2 protein-coding genes are annotated in these 3284 nt (G+C 41.7%); both read left to right on the top strand.

Annotation, left to right across the window (positions count from 1 at the left end):
- Positions 1 to 2389: translation initiation factor IF-2 (infB, locus tag STRDD10_RS06380; RefSeq protein ID WP_269450118.1), on the top strand; the 2389-nt coding region annotated here is incomplete at its 5' end.
- 234 nt (positions 2390 to 2623) lie between these two features.
- Entirely contained in the window at positions 2624 to 2974 is a 351-nt protein-coding gene (gene rbfA, locus STRDD10_RS06375; RefSeq protein WP_067194039.1) for a 30S ribosome-binding factor RbfA, read from the top strand.
- The last annotated feature ends 310 nt before the right edge of the window (positions 2975 to 3284 follow it).

Here is a 3284-nt window from a genome sequence, read left to right as displayed (position 1 = left end):
GAAGGATAGAGCAAATCAGTCTGGTCAACGACAAATCAGCCGAGACAGCAATCGTCAAACACCACGTCATGAACAAGGGAATCGACAACAACAGAGTCAAAATCAACGTCATCAAGGACAAAATCGGAAACAACAAGAGCGTCGCAATCAACAAGTGAATCGTTCGAATCAATCTGGTCCACGTATTGATTTTAAGGCTCGTGCAGCAGCCCTAAAAGCAGAACAAAATGCTGAATATGCTCGAGGTAGTGAAGAACGATTTAAGTTAGCGCAAGAAGCGAAGGCGCAAGAGGCAGCTCGTAATCAACGTCGTGAGCGTCCTAAAGCTTTAGAGGAGATTTTTACGGAACCGAATCCTACACCTGTAGTCGTGCCAAAACCTGTTCAGGAGCAAAGCAAGACACAAGCTGAGGATACTCGTCGTAAGAAACAAGTTCGACCAGAGAAAACTCGTGATTTCGAGAATGAAGATGGTCCAAGAAAACAACAAAAGAATCGAAGTAGTCAAAATCAAGTGAGAAATCAAAGAAATAGTAACTGGAATACCAACAAGAAGAATAAAAAAGGCAATAACAAGAATAACCGTAATCAGGCTCCAAAACCTGTAACCGAACGTAAATTCCACGAGTTGCCAAGTGAGTTTGAATATACTGATGGCATGACCGTTGCAGAAATCGCAAAACGGATCAAGCGTGAACCAGCTGAAATCGTTAAGAAACTCTTTATGATGGGAGTTATGGCAACTCAAAACCAATCCTTGGATGGGGACACGATTGAACTCCTCATGGTGGATTATGGTATCGAAGCTAAGCAAAAGGTTGAAGTGGACAATGCCGATATCGAACGTTTCTTTGTCGAAGACGGTTACCTCAATGAGGATGAATTGGTGGAACGACCACCAGTTGTGACGATCATGGGACACGTTGACCATGGTAAGACAACTCTTCTAGATACCCTTCGTAATTCTCGGGTAGCAACAGGTGAAGCAGGGGGAATCACCCAACATATCGGTGCCTACCAAATCGAAGAAAATGGCAAGAAAATCACCTTCTTGGATACACCTGGACACGCGGCCTTTACTTCTATGCGGGCCCGTGGTGCGTCTGTTACGGATATTACTATCCTGGTCGTTGCAGCTGACGATGGAGTTATGCCTCAGACTATTGAAGCGATTAACCACTCAAAAGCAGCGAATGTTCCGATCATCGTAGCCATTAACAAGATTGATAAACCAGGTGCCAATCCAGAACGGGTAATCGGTGAATTGGCAGAGCATGGGGTGATGTCAACAGCCTGGGGTGGTGAGTCCGAATTTGTTGAAATCTCAGCTAAGTTCAATCAAAATATTGATGAATTGTTGGAAACAGTCCTCTTAGTTGCTGAAATCCAAGAACTCAAGGCAGACCCAACCGTTCGTGCCATCGGTACCGTTATCGAAGCCCGTTTGGACAAAGGAAAAGGAGCAGTCGCAACCCTCCTCGTTCAACAAGGAACTTTGAATGTGCAAGATCCAATCGTTGTTGGGAATACCTTCGGACGTGTTCGTGCCATGACCAACGATCTTGGTCGTCGTGTTAAAGTAGCTGGACCATCAACTCCAGTATCTATCACAGGTTTGAACGAAGCACCTATGGCAGGAGACCACTTTGCCGTTTACGAAGACGAAAAATCTGCGCGTGCAGCGGGTGAAGAACGTGCTAAACGTGCTCTTATGAAACAACGTCAAGCTACTCAACGTGTCAGCCTAGAAAATCTCTTTGACACTCTAAAAGCTGGTGAACTCAAATCCGTTAACGTCATCATCAAGGCTGACGTACAAGGTTCAGTCGAAGCTCTATCTGCCTCTCTTCAAAAGATTGATGTGGAAGGTGTTAAAGTAACTATCGTTCACTCTGCAGTTGGTGCTATCAATGAATCTGACGTGACTCTTGCCGAAGCTTCTAATGCCTTTATCGTTGGTTTCAACGTTCGTCCGACACCACAAGCGCGTCAGCAGGCTGATGCTGATGAGGTCGAAATTCGTCTTCATAGTATTATCTATAAGGTAATCGAAGAAGTAGAAGAAGCTATGAAGGGAATGTTGGATCCAGAGTATGAAGAGAAAATCATTGGTGAATCCATTATTCGTGAGACATTTAAAGTTTCGAAAGTAGGTACTATTGGTGGTTTCATGGTACTTAGTGGTAAAGTTACACGCGACTCTAAAGTTCGTGTCATTCGTGACGGTGTTGTAATTTATGACGGTGAATTAGTTAGTCTTAAACATTACAAGGATGATGTTAAAGAAGTTACTAATGGAAGAGAAGGTGGGCTTATGATTGAAGGCTACAACGATTTGAAAGTAGATGACATGATTGAAGCTTACATCATGGAAGAAATCAAACGATAAGATTTTTGCTCCTTTCTTAGTGGTGAGGGACGCAAGCAAACCGATGGTTTCATTGCTTATTTTTGAGCCTAGTGTCTCAAAAATCCCCAGTGATGGGACTGATAAATCAGTTCCATCACTTTCACCACGACGAAAGCAGCGGATGGGTTCAAATTGAACTGAAAATCAAAAAGTTTCAAATTAGCTGGGTCTGCTGGCCTGGCTTTTGTTTGAAAAATTTAGAAAGGAAAGCAGATGGCAAATCATTTCCGTACGGATCGTGTGGGCATGGAAATCAAGCGTGAGGTCAATGAAATCTTACAAAAGAAAGTCCGTGATCCGCGTGTTCAAGGAGTAACAATTACAGATGTACAGATGTTAGGGGACCTTTCAATGGCAAAGGTTTACTATACGATTATGAGTAATTTAGCTTCGGATAATCAGAAAGCACAAACTGGGTTAGAGAAAGCTACAGGGACCATAAAACGTGAACTTGGTCATAATTTAAAAATGTATAAAATTCCTGATTTGACTTTTGTAAAAGATGAATCCATTGAATATGGAAATAAAATTGATGAGATGTTGCGCAACCTAAATAAAGATTAGAATAAATAAAAGCTATATCCAAATGAACTGCACCCCAAAAGTTAGACAGAAAAATCTAACTTTTTGGGGTCAGTACAAAATAAAAAGGGCTTTTGTCAACTGTAGTGAGTAGACGAAAAGCATAGATGTTAAATGAGCAGAGTCATCTGCTCATTTTTTGACATTTCAGACGCCAAAAGTGACATCTTAGAAAAAATGAACTATTCATGTATTCTTTCTGCTATACTAAATTTAGGGAGAAGGGAGATTGTTATGATTGAAGAAGTTTACACAGAATACAGAGAATTTTATTCCACTTTAGAGGTGGCTT

The organism is Streptococcus sp. DD10, from assembly GCF_001578805.1.
Classification (GTDB): domain Bacteria; phylum Bacillota; class Bacilli; order Lactobacillales; family Streptococcaceae; genus Streptococcus.
The sequence above is the reverse complement of the archived record's forward strand: the minus strand, read 5'-3'. Positions and strand labels throughout refer to the sequence as shown.

What these genes read in the sequence shown, in the direction of transcription:
- rbfA (WP_067194039.1), top strand. Translation starts at nt 2,624, where the DNA reads ATGGCAAATCATTTCCGTACGGATCGTGTGGGCATGGAAATCAAGCGT.